Annotated in this window: 28 protein-coding genes; 19 read left to right on the plus strand and 9 right to left on the minus strand. The window is 60.3% G+C overall.

What is annotated here, in order from left to right:
* The first annotated feature begins 17 nt into the window (after positions 1-17).
* Together O2N64_RS01735 and gmk are read left to right on the plus strand one after the other, a co-directional pair.
* Positions 18-449 (plus strand): hypothetical protein, encoded by a 432-nt coding sequence (locus tag O2N64_RS01735; protein WP_271078576.1) that lies wholly within the window; start codon positions 18-20, stop codon positions 447-449.
* 54 nt (positions 450-503) lie between these two features.
* Positions 504-1,148 carry a guanylate kinase gene (gene gmk, locus O2N64_RS01740; RefSeq protein WP_271078577.1) on the plus strand — a complete coding sequence of 215 codons (645 nt, stop codon included), beginning with the start codon at positions 504-506 and terminating at the stop codon, positions 1,146-1,148.
* Here gmk and O2N64_RS01745 read toward each other — a convergent pair.
* Positions 1,145-3,427: a S8 family peptidase gene (locus O2N64_RS01745; protein ID WP_271078578.1), complete on the minus strand. Its 2,283-nt coding sequence runs from the start codon at positions 3,425-3,427 to the stop codon at positions 1,145-1,147. The two genes, gmk and O2N64_RS01745, sit on opposite strands and share 4 nt — an antisense overlap.
* A 295-nt stretch (positions 3,428-3,722) precedes the next feature.
* On the opposite strand from O2N64_RS01745, the gene dapD reads away from it, so the two are divergent.
* From dapD to O2N64_RS01770, 5 genes are all read left to right on the plus strand, one after another.
* The gene (dapD, locus tag O2N64_RS01750; protein WP_271078579.1) at positions 3,723-4,562 is read left to right on the plus strand and encodes a 2,3,4,5-tetrahydropyridine-2,6-dicarboxylate N-succinyltransferase; all 840 of its coding nucleotides are present in this window, start codon (positions 3,723-3,725) and stop codon (positions 4,560-4,562) included.
* Between the two features lie 92 nt (positions 4,563-4,654).
* Positions 4,655-4,963 carry a hypothetical protein gene (locus O2N64_RS01755; protein ID WP_271078580.1) on the plus strand — a complete coding sequence of 103 codons (309 nt, stop codon included), beginning with the start codon at positions 4,655-4,657 and terminating at the stop codon, positions 4,961-4,963.
* A 45-nt stretch (positions 4,964-5,008) separates the two neighbouring features.
* On the plus strand, positions 5,009-5,242 hold the full coding sequence (locus O2N64_RS01760; RefSeq protein WP_271078581.1) for a DUF2945 domain-containing protein: 234 nt from the start codon (positions 5,009-5,011) through the stop codon (positions 5,240-5,242).
* Positions 5,242-5,430 carry a DUF3008 family protein gene (locus O2N64_RS01765; RefSeq protein WP_271078582.1) on the plus strand — a complete coding sequence of 63 codons (189 nt, stop codon included), beginning with the start codon at positions 5,242-5,244 and terminating at the stop codon, positions 5,428-5,430. Before O2N64_RS01760 ends, O2N64_RS01765 begins: the two co-directional genes overlap by 1 nt.
* Positions 5,430-5,765 (plus strand): DUF3140 domain-containing protein, encoded by a 336-nt coding sequence (locus tag O2N64_RS01770; RefSeq protein ID WP_271078583.1) that lies wholly within the window; start codon positions 5,430-5,432, stop codon positions 5,763-5,765. Before O2N64_RS01765 ends, O2N64_RS01770 begins: the two co-directional genes overlap by 1 nt.
* On the opposite strand, the gene O2N64_RS01775 is transcribed toward O2N64_RS01770, so the two are convergent.
* A complete protein-coding gene (locus O2N64_RS01775; protein ID WP_271078584.1) occupies positions 5,762-6,205 on the minus strand; it encodes a hypothetical protein in 444 nt (147 codons plus the stop codon). The genes O2N64_RS01770 and O2N64_RS01775 overlap by 4 nt on opposite strands.
* 27 nt (positions 6,206-6,232) lie before the next feature.
* The gene (locus tag O2N64_RS01780) at positions 6,233-7,507 is read right to left on the minus strand and encodes a dipeptidase (RefSeq protein ID WP_442866739.1); all 1,275 of its coding nucleotides are present in this window, start codon (positions 7,505-7,507) and stop codon (positions 6,233-6,235) included.
* Positions 7,508-7,575: 68 nt separating this feature from the next.
* Between O2N64_RS01780 and O2N64_RS01785 the strand changes: the two genes are divergently transcribed.
* From O2N64_RS01785 to O2N64_RS01795, 3 genes are read left to right on the plus strand one after another with little or no spacing between them, the layout of a single operon-like run.
* On the plus strand, positions 7,576-8,028 hold the full coding sequence (locus O2N64_RS01785) for a cupin domain-containing protein (RefSeq protein ID WP_271078585.1): 453 nt from the start codon (positions 7,576-7,578) through the stop codon (positions 8,026-8,028).
* 31 nt (positions 8,029-8,059) lie between these two features.
* Positions 8,060-8,662: a hypothetical protein gene (locus O2N64_RS01790; protein WP_271078586.1), complete on the plus strand. Its 603-nt coding sequence runs from the start codon at positions 8,060-8,062 to the stop codon at positions 8,660-8,662.
* A 3-nt stretch (positions 8,663-8,665) separates the two neighbouring features.
* A complete protein-coding gene (locus O2N64_RS01795) occupies positions 8,666-9,088 on the plus strand; it encodes a DoxX family protein (RefSeq protein WP_271078587.1) in 423 nt (140 codons plus the stop codon).
* A 60-nt stretch (positions 9,089-9,148) separates the two neighbouring features.
* Here O2N64_RS01795 and O2N64_RS01800 read toward each other — a convergent pair whose 3' ends face one another.
* Both O2N64_RS01800 and O2N64_RS01805 read right to left on the minus strand, forming a co-directional pair.
* Entirely contained in the window at positions 9,149-9,400 is a 252-nt protein-coding gene (locus O2N64_RS01800; RefSeq protein ID WP_197920530.1) for an SWIB/MDM2 domain-containing protein, read from the minus strand.
* 48 nt (positions 9,401-9,448) lie between these two features.
* Positions 9,449-10,051, minus strand: coding sequence for a YbhB/YbcL family Raf kinase inhibitor-like protein (locus O2N64_RS01805; RefSeq protein ID WP_271078588.1), 603 nt, complete (start codon positions 10,049-10,051; stop codon positions 9,449-9,451).
* A 289-nt stretch (positions 10,052-10,340) separates the two neighbouring features.
* On the opposite strand from O2N64_RS01805, the gene O2N64_RS01810 reads away from it, so the two are divergent.
* On the plus strand, positions 10,341-11,744 hold the full coding sequence (locus tag O2N64_RS01810; protein ID WP_271078589.1) for a S41 family peptidase: 1,404 nt from the start codon (positions 10,341-10,343) through the stop codon (positions 11,742-11,744).
* 1 nt (position 11,745) lies between these two features.
* On the opposite strand, the gene O2N64_RS01815 is transcribed toward O2N64_RS01810, so the two are convergent.
* On the minus strand, positions 11,746-12,201 hold the full coding sequence (locus O2N64_RS01815; RefSeq protein ID WP_271078590.1) for a hypothetical protein: 456 nt from the start codon (positions 12,199-12,201) through the stop codon (positions 11,746-11,748).
* An 89-nt stretch (positions 12,202-12,290) separates the two neighbouring features.
* On the opposite strand from O2N64_RS01815, the gene O2N64_RS01820 reads away from it, so the two are divergent.
* Entirely contained in the window at positions 12,291-12,761 is a 471-nt protein-coding gene (locus O2N64_RS01820; RefSeq protein ID WP_271078591.1) for a BLUF domain-containing protein, read from the plus strand.
* A gap of 19 nt (positions 12,762-12,780) precedes the next feature.
* Here the strand turns inward: O2N64_RS01820 and O2N64_RS01825 are convergent, their stop codons facing one another.
* Both O2N64_RS01825 and O2N64_RS01830 read right to left on the minus strand, forming a co-directional pair.
* Positions 12,781-13,233 (minus strand): DUF3429 domain-containing protein, encoded by a 453-nt coding sequence (locus O2N64_RS01825; protein ID WP_271078592.1) that lies wholly within the window; start codon positions 13,231-13,233, stop codon positions 12,781-12,783.
* Between the two features lie 132 nt (positions 13,234-13,365).
* Positions 13,366-13,944, minus strand: coding sequence for a fasciclin domain-containing protein (locus tag O2N64_RS01830; protein WP_271078593.1), 579 nt, complete (start codon positions 13,942-13,944; stop codon positions 13,366-13,368).
* Between the two features lie 245 nt (positions 13,945-14,189).
* Between O2N64_RS01830 and O2N64_RS01835 the strand changes: the two genes are divergently transcribed.
* The 3 genes from O2N64_RS01835 to O2N64_RS01845 all read left to right on the plus strand — a co-directional run bounded on the left by O2N64_RS01835 (position 14,190) and on the right by O2N64_RS01845 (position 16,429).
* Positions 14,190-15,413 carry an FAD-binding domain-containing protein gene (locus tag O2N64_RS01835; RefSeq protein ID WP_271078594.1) on the plus strand — a complete coding sequence of 408 codons (1,224 nt, stop codon included), beginning with the start codon at positions 14,190-14,192 and terminating at the stop codon, positions 15,411-15,413.
* Between the two features lie 73 nt (positions 15,414-15,486).
* The gene (locus O2N64_RS01840; RefSeq protein WP_271078595.1) at positions 15,487-15,831 is read left to right on the plus strand and encodes a DUF962 domain-containing protein; all 345 of its coding nucleotides are present in this window, start codon (positions 15,487-15,489) and stop codon (positions 15,829-15,831) included.
* Positions 15,832-15,928: 97 nt separating this feature from the next.
* Complete coding sequence (locus tag O2N64_RS01845; RefSeq protein WP_271078596.1) at positions 15,929-16,429, plus strand: hypothetical protein; 501 nt, start codon at positions 15,929-15,931, stop codon at positions 16,427-16,429.
* A 27-nt stretch (positions 16,430-16,456) separates the two neighbouring features.
* Here O2N64_RS01845 and O2N64_RS01850 read toward each other — a convergent pair whose 3' ends face one another.
* On the minus strand, positions 16,457-16,810 hold the full coding sequence (locus tag O2N64_RS01850) for an HPF/RaiA family ribosome-associated protein (RefSeq protein WP_271078597.1): 354 nt from the start codon (positions 16,808-16,810) through the stop codon (positions 16,457-16,459).
* 252 nt (positions 16,811-17,062) lie between these two features.
* On the opposite strand from O2N64_RS01850, the gene O2N64_RS01855 reads away from it, so the two are divergent.
* From O2N64_RS01855 to O2N64_RS01870, 4 genes are all read left to right on the plus strand, one after another.
* Positions 17,063-17,332 carry a hypothetical protein gene (locus O2N64_RS01855; protein ID WP_271078598.1) on the plus strand — a complete coding sequence of 90 codons (270 nt, stop codon included), beginning with the start codon at positions 17,063-17,065 and terminating at the stop codon, positions 17,330-17,332.
* Positions 17,333-17,460: 128 nt separating this feature from the next.
* On the plus strand, positions 17,461-19,071 hold the full coding sequence (locus tag O2N64_RS01860; protein ID WP_271078599.1) for a Tad domain-containing protein: 1,611 nt from the start codon (positions 17,461-17,463) through the stop codon (positions 19,069-19,071).
* On the plus strand, positions 19,071-19,703 hold the full coding sequence (locus O2N64_RS01865; protein ID WP_271078600.1) for a TadE/TadG family type IV pilus assembly protein: 633 nt from the start codon (positions 19,071-19,073) through the stop codon (positions 19,701-19,703). The genes O2N64_RS01860 and O2N64_RS01865 overlap by 1 nt, the downstream gene beginning before the upstream one ends.
* On the plus strand, positions 19,700-20,614 hold the full coding sequence (locus O2N64_RS01870) for a TadE/TadG family type IV pilus assembly protein (RefSeq protein WP_271078601.1): 915 nt from the start codon (positions 19,700-19,702) through the stop codon (positions 20,612-20,614). Before O2N64_RS01865 ends, O2N64_RS01870 begins: the two co-directional genes overlap by 4 nt.
* Positions 20,615-20,754: the final 140 nt, after the last annotated feature.

Here is a 20,754-nt window from a genome sequence, read left to right on the forward strand (position 1 = left end):
AGCGGGAGCATCAGCCAGTGTCAGGACTTCCTGAAGAGCACATCACCGATACAGCGCTCGACAATACGTCACGCGCGCCGGAGGCTGTGGATCCAACGCAGACCGCCGTCCCCGGTCCCAGCCCCAATCCAGCGACCAATATCCTGATCAACGATATCATCCTGCGCAGCGTCGGGCGGATTTCGCGCATGACGGTGGAAAAGGCGATCCTCGGCAAGCAATACGGGCGCGAGCTCGCAAAGGATGCGGTGGAGAACCGTTCCACTATCAATACGCTGGCAGCTTATGCGATCACCAAGGTCGCGACCCGTTCCATTCCCGGTGCAGCGCTAGTGGCCAGTGGGCTTGTGGTCAAAACGCTTTTCGACCGTAGCCAGCGCCGCCGTCAGGCTGTGCGCGAAGGCAATCAAACGATTCGAGACATGGCCGCCGAAGATGAACGCGCCTGAGGGGATTAATCCCTAAGGCTTGATCGACTGCTAGCCTTCGGCCAATTGCTGGGCATGGAAGAATCGCAAAATCTTCACCGCCGCGGTGTGATGTTCATCCTTTCCTCGCCTTCAGGCACGGGGAAAACCACTATCGCGCGCCGATTGCTGGCCGAAGATGGCGAGATTGCCATGTCGGTCTCCGTCACCACGCGCCCTCCGCGGCCGGGCGAGGTCAACGGCGTTGACTACTATTTCGTCGACCAGCCCGAGTTTGCTCGCATGGTGGAAGCCGGAGAGCTGGTCGAATGGGCCAAGGTCTTCGGCAACAATTACGGCACTCCCAAAGCGCAGATCAAAGCGGGCCTGAAAGAAGGACGCGATTTCCTGTTCGATATCGACTGGCAAGGCACCCAGCAGCTCTACCAGCGCATGGAGACCGACGTGGTGCGCGTTTTCCTCCTCCCGCCGAGCATTGAAGAGCTGGAAGGCCGCCTGCGCGGTCGCGGCACCGATAGCGATGATGTGATCGCTGGACGCATGGCGCGGGCGCGCAATGAGATCAGCCACTGGGACGGCTACGACTACGTCGTCGTGAATGACGATATCGACGCGTGTTTCACGAAGGTGAAGACCATCCTCGATGCAGAGCGCATGCGCCGCGCGCGCCAGACGGGACTGGTCGATTTCACCCGCAATCTCATGGTAGGCGGCGCCTAGAAACCGCGGCTCCAGCGAATGGCCACGCCGATATCGGCAGGCGCGTTTTCGAAATGGCCGGGCTCGTGCCGGTAAAACAGGCTGCCAGCGGCAGAGCCACCCCACAATCGCCCGCGCCACGCCACTTCGCCAACAAGTTCGCGGCCTTCTGGCGAGAGCAGAAGCGTGCGCACAGTGTAATCGGGCGTGAGCGTTTCGTAGCTGAAGCTTGATGGCAGGCGGAGGTTCAGCCCGCCGTCCGCCACGCGAAGCGGTTGCGAAAAGCGCAGAGCGATCCGATCATCGTCACTGAAAAGCTGCGTTCTTTCGAGATCGATCGACCATGCATTGCTTAGCAGGCGGGAGTCATCGGCCACCAGAGGTGCATCGCGAACATCCGTCATACCCTGCCGGAATGCTGCGCCCAGCCGCCAGCGATCTGCGAGCCGCCAGCCAACATCGACATCGCCAAAGACGGTATTTGCGCCCTGCAACCCGAACCCTTCGTGCATGCGTCCGCCAAGGATTGTGCGATCCTCCGCCGTCATCGTCAGCCCTAGCGCGGTATCGAAAGAGCCGAAGCGGCGATCGAGCGCGATGGCGAAACTCGTCACATCTTCAGAAGCCCGCCGCCCGCGCAGTTCCGCTGCACGCCGTACGGATGCGGCAGTAAAGGTCGATCCGGTTTGCGCGCTGACGGTCAGGCCCCACTGGCCCATCTGTTGGCGTAGCGCGAAGGCGGCATCGTTGCGCGTCAGCATGCCATCATCCCCGCGCGAATTGCCTGCAATCATGAAGGCGGGGCGATCCTGCCCCTGCAAGCCAGCGACCAGCCCGCCTGCATCCTGCCTGTAAGCGACACCGATCTGCGTCTGCGGCGCGATCTGCATGGCGACGCGCGCGGCGAGCACTTCAGCCTGCGCCGCTTGCTCATCGGTCAGTTGCAGAGCTTCTGCACGCGGCGGTGCCTGGCGGGTCGCATCGATGGTGAATGCCACGCTTGCTGTCCCTGCGCTGCCGCCAAGCACCCGCTGCTGTGAAGCGAGCGCGCCGCGCAAGCGCTGCGGCTGCTCTGCTGCGCGTAGCGTGCTGGCCAGATCAGTCGAGAAAGCACGCTGGTATCGGTCAGTGATCAGCGTCGGCAAAGTGGCCCTGGCAAAAGCATCGCCCATAGCGGGAGAAGAGACGCCCGTGCCATCGCCAAGGGAAAGCGCGATGCGTTCACCAGCGATGCTGGTCGTGCCGCTTGGCTGGAAGGCGGCCGCAATATCCAGAATACCGCGCCCGTAGATCGCATCGGGACCGGAGGCTCCAGCGTCGAACGCGCTTTCGAGCAGGATTTCTGCAATCTCTCGCCCGGTCAGATGCGGAAAAGCCTGCGCCAGCAGGGCAGCAGCCCCTGCCACTTGCGGTGCGGCAAAACTGGTCCCGGAAAAGAGAAAGACGAAGCCTTCTTCATCCACGAAGATTTCACCATCGCGATAGACGCAGCAAATGCGCTCCCCGCGCGCCGAAAGGTAGAATTGCGGGTTGTCGCCTGCCCGGTTGCTGAAATCGGAAGCCTGATAATCCGCATCGACCGATCCGACGATCAGCACGCCGCCATTCCCGGCATTGGCGAATTGTTCGCCAAATCCGTCGAGCTGCGCCGCACCGTCATTGCCTGCAGCAACCACGATCAGCACGCCTGCATCGACCGCCGCAGTGATGGAATTGCGCAGATTGTTCGAAATGCCGCCCGCACCGCCCAGCGAGATATTGATCACCTTGGCATCGTTGGCGACTGCATAATCAATCGAGGAGGCGATATCGCTGTCAAAGAATTCGCAGGTCAGCTCTGCATCCAGGCCATTGGCGGTGCATGACCCCTCCGCATCCGCTCGAATGGCAAGGATCGTGGAATCAAAGGCTATGCCGAGAATGCCTGAATTGTCACGCGCAGCGGCAGCGACAAGAGACACAAGTGTGCCGTGATCGTCCGGCCCTTCGATGCTGCGACTGCCGACAATATCGGTCGATGCGGGTGATAGCCGTCCGGCAAACTCAGGACTGTCGGGGTCGATACCGGTATCGACCACGGCGATTGTCACGCCGTCTCCTGTCGCCCCGCGCGTCCAGGCGCTGGCGGCATTGTGCTGACCCGGCCCGTCCGAATTGCGGAATTCCTGCGTGTTGAATGCGAACGGGACTGCCGCGACAGGGAAGCCCGATGTAGGCGGCGTAGGAGTGGGGGTCGGAGTAGGCGTCGGCGTGGGGGTAGGCGTCGATGTCGGCGTCGGCGTCGGTCCGGGTGCTCGCACGATTGGTCCGCCGCCACCTCCACCACAGGCTGAAAGGAGCGCAAAAGCGACGAGGATGGCTGCTCTATCTAGCTTGCCGGCAACCGCCTTGCTCCCAGACTTTCCCAACCCGCACCTTCCTTTCTGGCAATCTCGCTATCAAGCGGATGCCTAATCCCGTCTTAACAGCCATTTGCCGGAAAACTACTGCGGGCACGCCGGTCACACGCAACTGCTCTGCAAACTGCCGCTCTCCAAAGCCTTGTGCATGGATCACAGAGCAGCTAGCCGCAGCGTAAAGCGAAGGAGACATGTGATGAGCGCCGAATTGGTATCTGCTATTGAAGAAGCCTGGGAACGGCGCAGCGAAATCACGCCAGCAGATGCGGATGTTCGCCGCACAGTCGATAGCGCCATCGAGATGCTCGACAGCGGTGAGGCGCGCGTCGCAGAGCCGGGCGCAGATGGCGCATGGCAAGTCAACCAATGGCTGAAGAAAGCTGTGCTGCTGTCTTTCCGCCTGCATGATAACCGGGTGATGGAAGGCGGCTCCGCAGGCACAGCAGCCTTTGACAAAGTCGCATCCAAATTCGCCGGATGGGGCAAAGATCGTTTCAGCGAAGCAGGCTTTCGCGTCGTGCCCGGAGCCGTCGCGCGGCGCGGCTCCTATATTGCGCCCGGCGTGGTGCTGATGCCGAGTTTCGTGAACATCGGCGCGTACGTCGATGAAGGCACGATGGTCGATACCTGGGCCACTGTCGGCTCCTGTGCGCAGATCGGCAAGAATGTGCACATTTCCGGCGGCGCGGGGATCGGCGGCGTGCTCGAACCTTTGCAGGCCGAGCCAGTCATCATCGGAGATGGTGCCTTCATCGGTGCCCGCGCCGAAGTTGCCGAGGGCGTTCGCGTTGGCGAAGGCGCCGTGCTTTCCATGGGCGTATACCTCGGGGCATCGACCAAGATCGTCGACCGGGCGACAGGCGAAATTCACCGCGGTGAAGTGCCGCCCTATGCGGTGGTGGTGCCCGGCTCGCTTCCCGGCAAGCCGCTGCCCGACGGGACACTTGGCCCCAGCCTCTATTGCGCCGTCATCGTGAAGACCGTCGATGCGCAAACACGCGCAAAGACCGGCATTAACGAATTGCTGCGCGAATAAAGGTGCGCCACGGGCTTTGGTCCCGTATAGGAACTTTTGACATTGCGACCCGTATCGAAACCGGGTCTGTATTTGAGACGGAAGGCAAGACAATGAGTTATAAAAAAGGCGAAGAAATCCACATTGAGGATGATGACGCCATGGCCGCACAGTCGACCGGGCATCTCCGCTGGATCCTCGCCGTTAGCCTGCTGGCAGCGCTCGCGCTTATGTCGGCCATCTGGATTTTCGGTGCATTTTCGCAGGGCGATGCCGAAGAAGAAATCACCATGTCCGGCACGCAGGAATTCGAGAACGATCCTGAAGGTGAGCCGGTGGTCAGCGAAGACGACACGCTGGCAGACGATGCCGTGGTAACGCCCGATGACGAAGAAGTGCTGGGAACAGATACAACCGAATAATTGCTTTCAGGGATCGGGGACGGGACGCACAAGGAACCTCGAACGATGAGCAATTCAAACAGCTACCAGACCGATCAATATGTGAAATGGAACTGGGGCGACGGCGAAGGCCACGGCCAGGTGAAAGAGCGCTTCGAGCGTGAAGTCACCCGTACCCTGCAAGGCTCCGAAGTCACCAAGGACGGTGATGAGGACAACCCCGCTTACCTGATCAAGCAGGAAGATGGCGATGAAGTGCTGAAGCGCGGCAGCGAACTGTCCGATTGGGACAAGGACTGATGCCGAAAGCTTACAGCGAAGCGCAGCAGAAAGCGGCGGGCGCCGCCCTTTCTGCCAAGCGCGGCGACACCAAGGTGTCCGATCTCCAAGGTGCTTCGAAGGATATGTATGACAGCATGTCCGAAGAGGAGCTCGAGAAAATGGCATCGACCGATCATGACGATCTGCCGGAAAAGGCAGACGACTGATGGACGATGACAAAAAGGACGAGGTCTATTCCGACTTTTATGATGCTGTGAACATGCAGCCCAAAGAGCTGGAAGAATGGCTGGACACTGAGGAATCGAAATCGGTCGGGGACAATGATGATGGCGAGAGCACCGGGCACCGCTCGGGCCGCCGCATTGTCGAGATCAAGCGCACCGACAAGGATGATCTGACCGATAGTCAGTATGAGCACATGCAAAAGGTCGTCGGCTATGTGAACCGGCACACGGCGCAGCGGCCGGATGGCGACATCGAGAATTCGGACTGGCGCTATTCACTGATGAACTGGGGTCATGACCCCATGAAAGACGACTAAGCGGTTTTATCGTCCGGCGGCATAAGGTCGCGGCCGCGCCAGAGCATGAGCAGCATGCAAAGGACGCCGAAAGCTGCGATCATAACTCCGGTAATGACCCAAAAAAGACTTTCAGCCAGCGGACCGAGTGCTGCGTCCATTCCTCTACCCGCGACCGCGGCGTTGATCAGGGCGCGATAGACCAGCAATCCGGTCATGCTCGCGCCAATAAGTACTGCCAGCGCGGCAAGGTATTTCAGCTGCAGGAGCCGCAGCCGCAGCAAAGCTGCCCGCGCCTCTGCCGCTAGTCGCCGCCGCCGCATAAAAAAGGCAAATGTTAGCGCAAGGATCACGCAAACGATCAGCATCTGGGAGATCAAAGCGAACCACGCTTCTGCGGGAGGCCCCATCGGCTCGTGAATAAATCCGAATTCGGTTTCCGGTATCTCAGTCGCTGCCACGCGCCCCTCCAGTCCGCATTTAATGTTCTAGCTTGCTTCCGCTCGAACATCGCTCTCATACGGCGGCACTTCTGCCTGTGAAGCGGCATAAGCCTCCGCCTCCCGCATCACGCGCATCATGTTGCCGAACGCGATCATTTCCAGATCAGCCTGCGAGTATCCGCGCCGCGCCAGCTCGGTGAACAAGGGCGGGTAACCGGTCACATCCTCCGCACCCACGGGGCCACTGCGCATCCCGTCGTAATCGCCGCCGATACCGATATGATCGATGCCCGCAACATCGCGCACGTGATCGATGTGGTCGGCCCAGTCGGAAATCGTCGCCTCCGGCATGGCGTTTGCTTGGTCCCATTCTTCCATTCCGGATTCGACGAGATCGGGGCGGCCTTGCCACCACGCCTCGAGGCGCGCCTGCTCCGCCTGCCTCGCGGCATACCAGATGCGCTGCTCCTCGCTCAGATAGCCCGGAAGGCCGACGACCATCACGATACCGCCATTCTCTGGCAAACGCTGAAGCACGCCGTCCGGCACATTGCGGGCATGGCCGTTGACGGCGCGCACGCCCGAATGACTGAAGATCACCGGCGCGCCAGTCGCATCGAGCGTATCGTGCATCGTATCCTCGGACACATGGCTGAGATCGATCAGCATGCCGAGCCTTGCCATTTCCTGCACAACCGTGATGCCGAATTCGGTGAGGCCGCCGTGTTCGGGCGCGTCCGTCGCGCTGTCGGCCCACGGAGTGTTGAGATTGTGCGTAATGGTCATATAGCGCGCGCCCAGATCGTACATCTGCCGCAGCACGGACAGGCTCGACCCGATCGAATGCCCGCCTTCCATGCCGATCAGGGAGGCGATACGCCCCTCGGCCATGGCGGCTTCGACATCATCCGCAGTCAGCGCAAGCGCCAGATCGTCCGGGAATGCCGCGATCAGGCGGTGGGTGACATCGATTTGCTCGAGTGTGACCTGCACCGCCTCCGGCTCTTCCAGCGAGGTCGAAATCCACACAGACCACCATTGCGCGCCAACGCGGCCCTCTCGCAGGCGCTGCAGATCGGTGTGCATTTGACCCGGCGTCCATTCGTCGCCTTCCAGCGTATCGTGGAAATCGAAATCGCCGATCACATTGCCGAACTGCCCGCGCAGCCGTCCCGGAACATCGTTGTGGCCATCCCACACCGGCGAGGCTTCCAGAGCTGCGGCGGCGACCTCCTCCGGCGTATCCTGGGCAAATGCAGGCGTTCCGACGAGCATTGCGGAGAGCGCGGTAGTGATGGCGAGCATGGACAAGTGGCGCATTCGGGAAACTCCTGTAGGGATAGCGCGCAACTATGCCGTTCTGGCAAATGCGCGCTAGGGACAAGCCGATGACCAAGGCCAGCGAACTGATCGCAAAGCTCGATCTCCAACCGCACCCGGAAGGAGGATGGTACAAGGAGACGTGGCGTGCGCCAGCCGACGAAGGCGAACGCGCGAGCGGTACGCTCATCCATTTCCTGCTCGAAAGCCACCAGTCATCCCATTGGCACCGGGTGGATGCTGCTGAGATCTGGCTCTGGCATGCGGGGAACCCGCTGGAACTGTCGCTGAACACGCCGAGCACCAGCGAAGTGAGTTCAGTGGTGCTGGGTCCCGACTTGACCGGAGATCATGTGGCGCAACACGTCATCGCGCCACACGAATGGCAGGCCGCTCGGCCCGTGCCGGGTCCATTCGATTTCACGCTTGTGTCCTGCGTCGTATCGCCCGGTTTCGAATTCTCCGGCTTTACGCTCGCACCGGAGGGTTGGAGCCCGCAAGGTGGCGGTAGCGCGGCTTGACCGAGCTCCGCTTGCAGCGCAGGCTTTACCGATGAAAACCTTGTCCCGAATTGGCGTCATGCTGGCCGCAACGCTCGGCACTTTTGCCGCGCTGCCCGCGAACGCGCAGGACGCGGCCGATCCGTGCGCAGAGGCGAATGCATGCCGAGAGATCAGTGAATTCCTGATCGAAGGGCCCGATGGCCAGACGCACCGCATCCCAGCCGACATGACGCTGCCATGGGTCGTGGATGGGAATATATTGATCACTCCGGGTGAAGCACTGGTTGTTGAATTGGTCTCGATGGACGGCGCGCTGGTCCCAGAATTGCGCCGGACGGGAGATGAGGCCCGGCTTGAGGAACTGGGGCCAGGAGAAGTGCTGTTCGAATTCGGAGCGTTCGATCGCGGCGCAATCTCGCTGACGGTGCGCAGCGCATATCCCGAAACGCTTGAGTACGCGGCGCTGATTGTCGATTTCGGCCAGGGGCCGAGCCGCACCAGTGTCTGCCGTTTGATGCCCGGCGTGACCGTAAGGGAAATCTGGCAGCAGCCGGTAGTGCAACTAGCCTTGTGGAGCTTCCGTCCGGCAGACGATTATGCGTGCGACATTATCGACCCCGACGCCGATTTCTCCGAGCGCGAGGCGCAATAACACATGATCCGCGCCACGCTGCGTATCCTGCTGGCGGTGTTCTACGCCTATGCGGGCTATCGCCATATCGTCAATCCGGAGCCTTTCCTGCTCATCACGCCGGACTGGGTGCCCCGCCCTGAGGCGGTCGTGCTTGGGACCGGTATTGCCGAAATAGCCGGTGCGCTGGCTTTGCTGCAGCCGTGGTCGCAACCATTGCGAATTACCGGCGGTATCGGCCTTGCGCTTTATGCGCTGTGCGTCTGGCCCGCCAATCTCAATCACATGATGATGGATTTGGCCCGCCCCGATGGCGGCTGGGGCCTTGCCTATCACATACCGCGCATGATGGCGCAGCCGCTGATCATCTGGCTCGCCCTGTGGGTGAGCGAGGCTGTCGACTGGCCTTTCCGAGGCCGCGCCAGCGCTCTAAACGACAAGAGATAGCAAAACGGGCGAGCAGCGCTCGCCGCCCGCCCGCTTGCGTTTCAAATTGACGTTCGAGCCTTAGCTCATGTGCTTGGAAACAGCACCCGTCATCTTGAACATGCTGATCTGGTCGTTGCCGATCACCTTGCCGAGCTTGGCATCGGGATTGATCATACGACGATCCTTGGAATCCTGCAGGTCGTTAGCCTTGATGTGATCCCATACCTTGCTGGTGACCTGTGCGCGGGTCATCGGACCCTTGCCGACCACTTCTTCAAGCTCTGGCGTCAGGTTGACCGGCTTGTTCAGTGCGTTGTTTTTGGCAGCCATTTCAAAATTTCCTTTCAAGCAAAATAGCTGGCGAGCAGCCTACATCGTTCAAATTTCTTCGTCTTCACTGTCAAAGTCGTAATCCCCACCTTCTTCGCGGGTATAAGTGCCTGTAAGTATTGCCAAACCCATCACATGGCCTTCCATGGCAGCGATAAGCTCCTCGCGACTCGCCCCCGGCATCAGTGTCAGGGGCAAGTCCAGGGCGAAAAGCTGGAACACGTAATCGTGCGGTTTATCGCCCGTGGGAGGGTCCGGCAGCAGCCATTCCGAATTGCCGAAAGCGTTCTTGCCAACGCGCGGCGGAGCTTCGCCTTCAAGGATCTGGCCCTTCTGTCCGGGGAGGCCCCAGACCAGCCAATGGCAAAAGGGTTCGCCCGTCTGGAAATCGGCATCCTCAACGATCAGGACCAACTCCTGTGTGCCGGGAGGCGGCGCGGTCCATTCCACAGGCGGGGCAACAGCATCTTCCTCATCCGCGGTGAAACACGGATCGAGTTCTCCATTGTTGCGGAAAGCGGCAGAGGACATTGTAAAGCCGCCCTTGCCCAGCAATGCCGCACTGCCAAGCTTAGCCGCCACGATCTTGCCGTGGCCGGGCCGCAGGGTGTCGATCGACTGGGCGAGCCATTCTGGGGGAGTGTCGGACATACGTCTTCCTTCGCCTTCGCGTAATTTACGGATGAATCAGCGGACTGATTGCTTTGGGGCGATGTGCCGACTGGCAGCATCCATTGCAAGGGGCAGCCTTGTTCAGCTTGTCGAAGGATTGCGAATGGCAGTACGCGACCGGATGGCTTGACCCTGCCCTTTCGATCTATCTTGTCAGTTTCACGGTAGCGGGATAGGTCAGTCATACGCTTTGGGTCTGTCCAACTAATTGGGAAGCGAACAAAATATGCGCACGTCGAAGATCGCCCTGTCACTCGCTTGCATAGGTATGCTGGTATCTTGCGGAGGCGGTTCCGACAGCCCGCCGCCGCTTGCTGGCGGCGGTGGTGGTGGTGCCGGAGGCGGTGGCGGTGGCGGCACTGCTGGTTGCAGCATTACCGAGCGGCTCGACTTCATCGATCAAGTCTTCAGCCAGTGGTATTTGTTTCCCAGCCTGCTCGACAACTCGGTAAACCGCGCCGGTGTGACAAACACGCAAAGCTACATCAACGACCGCGTGGCTCCGGCTCGCGCGCAGAATATCGACCGGTTTTTCAGCTACATCACGTCGATCGAGGAAGAGGAAGCCTTCGCAAATAGCGGGGCGACTGCCGGATTCGGCTTCCGGATCGGTTATGATGATGACAATCGGCGCGTGTTTGTCGTTGAGACATTCGAAGGCACTGCGGCACTCGGCGCAAACATCGACCGTGGATCGGAGATCTTGGCAATCGGGACACCCGCAGCCAATCTCGTAACGGTCAATTCCCTGCTCGCAACTGGCGGGCGTGCGGCTGTCTCTGACGCACTTGGCCCAGGGGATCCGGGGACGACGCGCGTCCTTCGTGTGATCGACCAAGCTGGCGTCCAGCGCGACGTTTCGCTGACCAAGACAAACTTCACGTTCGATCCGATTTCGGACCGATACGGCTCGCTTATTCTGAACGATGGCGGAAAACAGGTCGGTTACTTCAATCTCAGGACCTTTTCCGTCGATAATGACGAGGCCATTGCCGATTTGCGTTCGGTCTACAGCGGTTTCCGCGCACAAGGCGTAAGAGAACTGATTATCGATCTGCGCTATAATGGTGGTGGACGGATCAATTATGCTGCCATCATGGCTGATTTGATGGGTCGCAATCGAGGCGGTCAGGTCTTCAGCACGATCGAATTCAACGATGCGCGGGCCAGCGAGAATAATTCTACGCTGCGCTTCGATCCTGACGGAAACTCTATCGCACCCTTAAAGATCGCCTTCATCACTACGAGGGGAACGGCCTCCGCTAGCGAATTGATCATCAACGGCATGGATCCCTACGTAGAGGTTGCTCTTATCGGCAGCGACACATTCGGGAAACCGGTCGGTCAATCGGCATTTGATCTGTCAGAGTGCGATGCCCGGTTCCGCCCTGTCACTTTGCAGATCGCGAACAGCAACGGCCGGGGCGATTACTACAACGGTCTCGCCGACGTCATATCGGACACCTGCCGCGCAAATGACGACATTTCACGGCAATTTGGCGATCCAAACGAAGCGATGATTGCGACCGCGTTGGATTATCTCGCCGGCCGCAGCTGCACCGCGATTGCTGGAGGTGGTATCGGCATCCAGTCGGTGGGAGATAGCGGCTTGCTCGCGCCAGAGCCTCAGGAACGAAGCTACGCGCAGCACGAGGTGCCTGGACTTTACTAGCTTAGGCGAATTCTTCGGCGGTATCGGCTTCCGGGCCGATATCGTCCACGCCTTCACGCCAAGCGCAGCCCTGTAGCTGTTCTCCATCGATCTCCACCGTTGCGGTGAAGGGATAGGTGTGGTCGCTCATACCGTCGCTGCATTCGCCCGGGGTCACCGCGACATCCACGCTCCCGCCATCACGCTCTCCGCTGAACGACAGCCCGCCCCGCCCGGCGAAGCGCGTGACCGCGATCATCTCGCCTTCCGGGTTTTCCAGCGTGCTGAAGTTCATCTGGTCGCCGTCGATGATCGCCCCCCAGAAGGGTTCGGTCCCGATTAGGTTGAGAACCTCGTCCTCGGCAATTTCGCTATAGGGCTCAGTATCTTCGGCATCGCCGGGCACATTGCTCTCCTCGCCGCTTGCGCAGGCGGCAAGCAAAAGAACGAGCGGCGAAAAGATGAGCACGGATTTCATGATGGTTCTCCAGTGGGAACCAAACCTATGCTTCGCTGTTGAGTTCCCAATATATCGAGCGTGAAACTTGGCCAAAGGGGAGTGTGCCTATGCTTTCGCTGATCTATGTAAGCACCGCTACGTCGCGCCTGCCACTGGCCGCCGTTGAAGCTATGGCTGATCGAGCCGCCGCGCGGAATGCGCAGGTCGGCATAACCGGTATGTTGGCCTACAACGGCGAGAGCTTCATGCAATTGCTGGAAGGCGATGGTGACGCTGTCCTCGCGACAATGCGCCGTATCGAACGCGATACACGCCATGGCGACATCAACTACGTTCGGCAGGAAATCCGGTACCAGCGCGAATGCCCCGATTGGTCCATGAAAACGCTGCTGGCTCCGCTTTCGCGCATGGGCAGCGCGGCGCTCTTCACCAAATCGCTGCCTCGCTCGACAGACCTCGATACGCGGATCCTCTTCACCAGCTTCGCCTCCACTGTCCGCCCGGATATAGTCGCAAAGATCGAGGAGCGCCGTCAGCGCGTGGTTCTGGCAGATATGCCGGTTGCCGCGAACGTGTAACGCCCGATCTTCGCGCTAATCAGGAGGCCAGTGCCAAAGCGAAAGTGCTGGCGCCGAGGCCGAGCGAGAGCGGCAGCCGCAGCCCCATCCACCAACTAGGCCGCAGGGTCACCAGTCGCATATCGACCAGGGGGCTCAGCGTAATCCCGATCGCCAGGAAAGTGAGCGAAGGGCCGGGCCATGTCTCACCCACCACCCACGGAATATATGTCGCGAGCGCGATGAGGCTGGGCGCGACGGATGCCACCCATAGCCAAGCCGGGGCGCGGCGCGCTTCGTCTGGAGAGGCCGCGGCCATTCCCCACCACAAGCCGCCAAGAAAGCTGAAAATGAGCGCAGCATAGGCCCAGCCAATCGCCAGCGCTGTCCAGAGCCACTCATCAGGGCCGAACCATGCCGCCAGCGCGCAGGCGAGCTGCGGCAGAATTCCGGCGAAGCCGAGGGTTCGGGCGAGTGTCGGGGTGTGAGACATAAGGCAGAGCTAATCTTCTCGCGGCAAAGTGGCCATCCCACCCAAAGGCCATGGCCCCCAGAAAAACACAATCGAACGAAAAAGGGCGAGCCGCAATGGCTCGCCCTCTTTGTCAGTTGGATGCTTAATGCATTACTGGGGCATCAGGACAGTGTCGATCACGTGGATCACACCATTCGATGCTGCGATGTCGGTATCGGTCACCGTTGCGATGCCGCCCGTTGCATCGGTCAGTACGACATTGCCGTCCACGACAGTCGCGGTCAGCGTGCCGCCACCAACGGTCGTGACTTCATAGCCGCCTTCACCGGCGCTCTCGATTGCCGACATCACGTCTGCGGCCATCAGATTGCCTTCGACCACGTGGTACGTCAGGATCGAGCTCAGCGTCTCGGTGTCTTCGTTCACCAGCGTATCGACGGTGCCTTCCGGCAGGGCGTCAAATGCGGCGTTGGTCGGTGCAAATACAGTGAACGGACCTTCGCCCGAAAGCGTTTCGCCCAGCTCGGCTGCCGTCACGGCGGTCACGAGCGTCGAGAAATCGCCATTGCCCGATGCGACATCGACGATCGTGCCCGGGCCTTCATCGGCCATGGCGTCGTCCGTCATCGCCGTTTCGTCGGCCATTGTGGTATCTTCTTCTGCCGGTTCGGCGCAGGCGACGATCGCGAGCGATGCGGCAGAGGCGAGTGCAAGTGTAAGCTTCTTCATGTGTTCAATCCTTTCGGGATCAATGAAACGAAATGTATTCGTGGGGCTGGAATTGAAGGCGACCTCACGCCGCCGCGCCCTTCACTCACACCAACGGGACAGAGGCATGCTTGTTCCAATTGTGGCGGAATCATGGCCCAAAAGAGGTAGTTTAGGGCCGGATCCATGGCCATTCTGGCTGCTGAGGGGCCATTTTCCGCCTCTGCGAGCGGAACAAGCGCGCATGATGCCGCATTTTGACCTTCATGAATTTTCATCCCTCCCGCGCTGCTGGTCTCGATCGGCTCGAAGCCTTCCTGCCCCATACTGGCGCCGATTATGCCCGCACCCGCAATCACGATCACGGCACGGGCCGCTCCAACGTCTCACAGCTTTCACCGTGGCTCCACGCGGGCCTGCTTTCCGAACGCGAAGTTCTCGAGCGCACGCTCGATGCGCATTCACGCGCGGACGCGGACAAATTCGTGAGTGAGGTTTTCTGGCGGGTCTATTTCAAAGGCTATCTCGAACAGCGCCCGACCATCTGGCGTGTCTTTTGCGAAGCGCGCAGCGATGCTTTGGCCGCGCTGTCAGAGAATGCGGGCCGTGCCAAAGCCTATGCCGAGGCAACCGAAGGGCGCACAGGTATCCCTGCTTTCGACCATTGGGCGTGCGAACTCATCGAAACAGGATATCTGCACAACCACGCGCGCATGTGGTTCGCCAGCATCTGGATCTTCACGCTCAAGCTCGACTGGACGCTTGGTGCCGATTTCTTTCTGCGCCATTTGATGGATGGTGACGCTGCGTCCAATACGCTCAGCTGGCGCTGGGTTGCCGGCCTGCACACCAAGGGTAAGACCTATCAGGCGCGCGCAAGCAATATCGAACAATACACTGCCGAGCATCCCAAGGGCCCTCTTGCTGCGGACGGGCTCTCGGATGAAGCGGAAGCGCTGGAGGAAGAGCAGGAGCACCAGCGCCGCGATCTTGATCTGCCGGAAACAAAACCGGGCTCACCTCTCGATGATCGCTATGCCCTCTTGCTACATGACGAGGCTGCCCATCACGCTCCGCTCTGCCTGCCGCATGCCCCCGCTTTGGTGATCGGCGCTGCGCGGCCTGATGCGCGCTCGCCAGAGCCGGTTGGTGATCGCGCTCGCGCCTTTGCTCACGGCGCGGTCGAGAGCGGCGTGGCAGATGCCCGTCAGGCTTTCGATTGCGCTGGCACGGTGTGGACCGATGAAGGCGAACTCGTCCAGCTTCTCGAAAGCCGTGACGTTACGCAGATAGTAACGGGCCACATACCGACCGGTTGGACCAGAGATGTCCTTCAACCAAAACTCACCTCACTGCCAGACGACATTGCGGTGACCCAGCTGCTTCCCGATTTGCATCGCCTTACTTGGCCGCATGCGCGCGCAGGCTTCTTCCGCGTGAAGAAGGAAATTGACTGTGTTTTGGGCGGGATCGGTGTGGCCGAAGGATAAGGAAAGAAACATTCCGATTTTCGGAAGCTGTGCGCGGCTTGCCTCATCCGGCCAATTGGCGCAGCATATGTGCATGACGACCAATCGCTTCACCAGCTTTGACGAATTCTGGCCTTACTACTTGCAGGAACACGCCAAGCCGCGCACCCGTGCCTTGCATTATGTCGGTACGACGCTGGTCTTCGTCGTCGCCGCTTTTGCTATCGTGAGCGGACAATTCTGGTGGCTATTGGCGATGCCGGTCGCCGGTTATTTTTTCGCATGGCTAGCGCATTTCACTGTCGAAAAGAACCGTCCGGCGACATTCACGTATCCGGGCTGGAGTCTCGCCGCCGATTTCAAAATGTATTTCCTGTGGCTGACCGGCAAGCTCGGACCTGAGCTCGAACGCGCAAGCGTGCGGCCTCCGTCAAGGTAGCCTACACACAAACTCCCCCGTTCCGCGCCGGTTCAGAATTTACATGACAATCTGCTTCCTGCATTTGTCATTCTGACCAACAGGAGGGGTATCGGTCATGAAACGCGCTTTTCGCAGCAATCGTCGTTCATTCATCGCGCGCATCGCAGGGGCAGCGGCGGCGAGCACGGGCCTTGGGGCCTGCACGACTTTCGGAAACACAGATAGCGACTCCGGAGCCTACGCCGACCCTGTCGGCGGAGGGCGCGGTGGCTATCGCTCTGGCCTGACCGATTCCGATTCCGGCTCCTATGCCGATCCCGCGGGGAACGGCCGGGGCGGCTATAGCGGCGGCGTGACCGACCGTGACAGTGGCTCATACGCAGATCCTGCCGGACAGGGTTGCGGCAGCCGCAGCGGTGTGACCGACAGTGATAGCGGCTCATACGCCGATCCTGTCGGCCAGGGGCGCGGGCAGCGAAGCGGCATCACAGACAGTGACAGTGGCACTTATGCCGACCCGGCTGGCGAAGGGCGCGGGCGCCATCGCGAGGTGACCGATCGTGACAGCGGCCGAAACGCCGATCCCATTGGTCGTGGCCGGGGCCCCGGACGTTAAATCGCTCTCGCCCCCATCGGAGCGAGATTACATTTCTTTATCGGGTCGCGGATCGTGCTTGTGGCGGCCTTCCTTGCCGAGGATGCGCTCCAGACGCTGCGCCATGGTATTGGCCGCTTTGCGCGCCGCATCGTCGACCTTGGCTGCGTGCTCCGTCACGCCGATCGGCTTGCCACCGCGCGGGCGAGCCTCGATCATGCAGGCCTTGTCATCACCGCCGCCCTTGCGCGCGTTCTCGTCCGAAACATGCACTTCCAGCCGCGTCAGCCGGCTTTCAAACCGCGCCAGCTTCTTGCGCACGGCGGCTTCGATCCGTTCGGCCACATTTGCGGTGCCCATCACAGAGCTGTCGGAATTGAATTGAAACTGCATGTCAGACATCGCGCGGATGCTCCTCTCGGTGTGATTATGTCACCTTTTTAAATGGGGCGGATTGCGGAGAGTTCCAGCCAAATCGACCGAATGGGCCAGCCCATCTCAGTGTCTTCTGCAGCTTAACCACTTGTTGATCAGCGCCTTGTAAAATTTTCGGGTTCAACGGGCTGTGAGGACCGAAATCTCATGTCGAAGTCACCATTATCTGTCGGACGTACCGGCTTTCTTGCGTGCCTTGGCATCCTTGGATGTCTGGCCTTGGCAGATATTGCAGATCAGACATCGGGTGAGATCGCGTCACAGCAGCAATCGGCAGAGACCGGTGCAGAAGCACCTGCTGGGCCAGAGCCACAAATGGCACTGGGCCATGTCGATCCATCGAGCGCTGAGAGCAGCGGCACTTCGCAGCGCGCTAGAACTACCAGCAATATCGAAATCGGCGATTACGAACCTGAAACATCACCGGTGAGCCCAGTCGATGAAACGCGAATACCGCTGCCTGTGAGCGATGTGGAAATCGTTCAGTAATCAAGCATTCCGCCAAACTGAGTTTACGCGCGTTAATCACAACCGCTGTAAATTAACGCTTTTTTCAAATGTAACATCGTATTTTTCCGAAGCTGACGAGGATTGTTCCTGTCATTTGGGGGTGAACGATGGATAGCGTTTTGTTGAGACGATTGGCGAATGATGAAGCGGGCAACGTGCTTGCCATCGCCGCTGCAGCAATTCTCATCCTGACCGCGCTCGTCGGATCGGCGATGGACTTGAGCGTTGCCTATATGGCGCGAGGGAAGCTCCAGAACGCCTGCGACTCTGCTGTCCTGGCAGGCCGGCAGCACATGACCGGCACAGAATTCAACCAGGACGTGCAGGACCACGCGGATCGATTCTTCGAATTCAATTTCCCCGCCGGCACTGCTGGCGCGACCAATGTGAATTTTGAAGTCGAGCAATCGACTACTGATCAGGGTGAGTTGCTGGGATCGGCAACCGCCACCGTGCCCACATCACTCGTGCGGGTCATTGGCATCGACGACGTCGATCTCTCCGTCACCTGCGATGCTACACAGGACATGGGGCACAATGATATTGTGCTGGTTCTCGACGTGACCGGCTCGATGAACCAGGCACCCAGCGGCGATTCCGGCACGAAGATCGCGCGGCTGCGTACAGGCGCCATGGGCCTTTACCGGGCAATGGAAAGCGATGATGGCTCAATAACGCGCTTCGGCATTGTGCCCTATTCGCACACGGTCAATGTCGCGCGCAGCCTGCGCAACCGCGACATACTTGTGACGCAAGACCACCTGAGTGGCGATTGGACCTATCGCTATTGCGATACGGACGGACAGTACATCTGGAATTGCCAGAACCTGACAACCAGCACCCAGCCACGCGCCGGTTTCCACGAGAACGGCACCAAGTACCTCTACAACATTGGCTATGATGGCAGCGGTGAGGCTGGCGTCCACATTTCCAATTCCACCTGGAACAATGCCAATGGTCTTTACCCCGGCAACCGGCAGGGCTTCCGCACCAGCGGCGATGGCTGCATCGAGGAGCGCGGGACAATCGATCCGGCCAATCCGGCGCCGACCGGCAGCCTTATCATCCGCGATTACGTAACCCGTGCCGATATCGACAATATGGCGGCCAACGGCAACGATGCACCGCTGCAATTCGGTCGGTACGATCCGGGCGTGCAGCGCGGTTATAGCCAGGTCGGCTGCCCTTCGGAAGCGAGCCGCCTGCAAACCTATGCTGACGAAGCGGACTTCCAGACCGCGATCAATTCCGCGACGGCCAACGTCACCGGCGGCACCTATCACGACGTCGGCATGCTGTGGGGCACCCGCTTCGCATCGCGCACCGGCTTCTTTGCCGGCAGCAATTTCAACCAGGGCGACAATGTCACCGATATCGATGGTGTCCCGGTCAACACGCACATCGTGTTCATGACCGACGGCATCCTCGACACCGGCGACACCCTGTATTCCGCCCATGGCGTTGAAGCCCATCAGGATCGCACCCGCGGTACCGGCACGCTTGACGAACAGCACCAGCGCCGATTCGAGGCGACGTGCCGTCTGGCGGGCGAAATGGGCATAACCGTGTGGGTCATCGCACTCGACGTCACCGACACGGACGGTGTGCGCGGCTGCGCCACGAGTGACTCCCACTTCTTCACCAGCGATGGCTCTGACCTTGAGCAGGTGTTCGAGGCGATCGGCCAGGGCATCGGCAATCTGAGGCTGACCCGGTGATGGCGATGCTCAACCGACTGCGCACACTGGGCCGGGACGAGGAAGGCGTGACCATCGTCGAGTTCGCGATGGTCGCTCCGGCGCTGATCCTCATCCTGCTGGCAGGCTTCGACTTTGGTCACCGCGCCTATGTCACCTCGGTCCTGCAGGGCGCGCTGACGGACGCGGCGAGGCAGGCATCGGTTGAGAACCCCAACGTCTCCGGCTCCGGCACGACGCTGGAGGAGCGGGTGGAGAACGCCATCATCGCGCAAGTCGGCCAGATTGCAACGCCGGGGTATACGCTCGACGTAACGCAGAGCAATTTCTACGAGTTCTCCGGCATCGGCAATCCCGAGAAGATCGTGCGCGATAACGACTCCGATGGCGTTTACGACGAGGATGACGGTGACTGCTTCTCCGACCTGAATGAGAACGGCCAGTACGACACCGACACCGGCCGCCAGGGCCGCGGCGGCGCCAATGACGTGGTGTTCTATGAAGCCACATTGCAGATGGACGCTATCGTCCCCCTCGCCAACTTCATCGGCGGAAGCGCGCAGCACACCATCCTTGTCGACACCGCCATACGCAACCAGCCATGGGGCACGCAGGCCACTCCGCCGACCATCTGCGGAACGGTGGCACCATGAGGGTCTTCCGTATCGCTCCCCGCGTCCGCATCAAGGGCGGCAAGCTTGTCCGCATCGTGCGTGACGAAGACGGTGTTGCGCTGATCGAATTCGCCTTTGCCGCGCCTGTCCTGCTCCTGCTCATCCTCGGCGGGCTGGAGCTCGCCAATTACGCGCTCGCGCAATTGCGCGTGAACCAGATCGCCATGACCGTGGCCGACAATGCAGGCCGCGTGACAACCGGCATCGACGAGGCCAATGTGCAGGAGGTCTTCGCCGGCGCCGGAGTGATCGGCGAACCCATAGATTTCGAGGCCAATGGCCGCGTCATGCTTTCCTCGCTGCAGCACAATGGCCATGACGACAGCAATGAAGGCCAGATGATCAACTGGCAGCGCTGCTGGGGCGATCTCGAGACCGACCCTATCTACGGCGTCGAAGGCGACGGACGTAACGACAATTCGCTCGAACAGGGCATGGGATCGGGCTCTAACCGCATCCTCTCTGCCCCCGGCACGGCGGTGATGGTGGTCGAAGTGGTGTACCAGTACCAGCCGCTGATCGACACCGGCTTCATGGTAATCAACGACACGATCCGCCACGAAAGCGCCTTCAACGTGCGTAACCGCCAGAACAACGACCTGACCAACAGCCAGGGCCTGACCGCAACGACATGCCAGATCTACGGCACCAACAATGGTGGCGGATCGGGCAATGGTGGCGGTAACGGCGGCGGTTCGGGCGGCGGCGGTAACGGCAACGGTGGCGGCAATGGCAACGGAGGCGGAAACGGTAACGGTGGCGGAAACGGCAACGGTGGCGGAAACGGTAACGGTGGCGGAAACGGCAACGGAGGCGGCAATGGCAACGGAGGCGGGAACGGTAACGGCAACGGCAATGGCGGCGGTAACGGCAATGGGAACGGCGGCTGATTCCATCGCCCGCCCGCTCAGGGTGTGACAGGTGTGACAGTGTCCTGAGGCAAAATCTGCCGCTCACATTACACCTCGAAAAACCGCAGAAAACTCACCTTTTCGCGCGCCAAAACCCATGTGCTCCAACCAGTCACAAC

Origin of the sequence: Aurantiacibacter sp. MUD61 (genome assembly GCF_027912455.1) — a bacterium.
In the GTDB taxonomy this organism is placed as follows: domain Bacteria; phylum Pseudomonadota; class Alphaproteobacteria; order Sphingomonadales; family Sphingomonadaceae; genus Alteraurantiacibacter.